1 protein-coding gene is annotated in these 273 nt (G+C 41.4%); it reads right to left on the bottom strand.

What is annotated here, in order from left to right:
- Nucleotides 1-273 (bottom strand): Mu transposase C-terminal domain-containing protein (locus AAEY79_RS14855; RefSeq protein WP_352289138.1); only part of this gene is annotated, 273 nt, incomplete at both ends.

Here is a 273-nt window from a genome sequence, read left to right as displayed (position 1 = left end):
CCCTTGGATCTTGTCTAAAGATAAATTTGGTCTTATTGCCATTATCATCAGTATGATTAATGAAGTTGTTTAAACAAGCATCGTAATACTGCAAGCCATCTATTGTTGCGCCATTTCTTTGAATAGTACGCTCAACACTAGGCATAAAATCCAGCACCAGTGTATGAGGGTCTGATGGAATTGACGGCAACCCAACACCACTCTCAAAGCCATCACCAAATATACCTATGCGCCATTGCTCTTTAGGGCTGCGCTCAATACTTGAGTGTATGC

This window comes from Psychrobacter sp. GW64-MNA-CIBAN-0177, assembly GCF_040309585.1.
GTDB classification, from domain to species: Bacteria; Pseudomonadota; Gammaproteobacteria; order Pseudomonadales; family Moraxellaceae; genus Psychrobacter; species Psychrobacter okhotskensis.
This window is presented reverse-complemented; position numbering and strand designations above follow the sequence as displayed.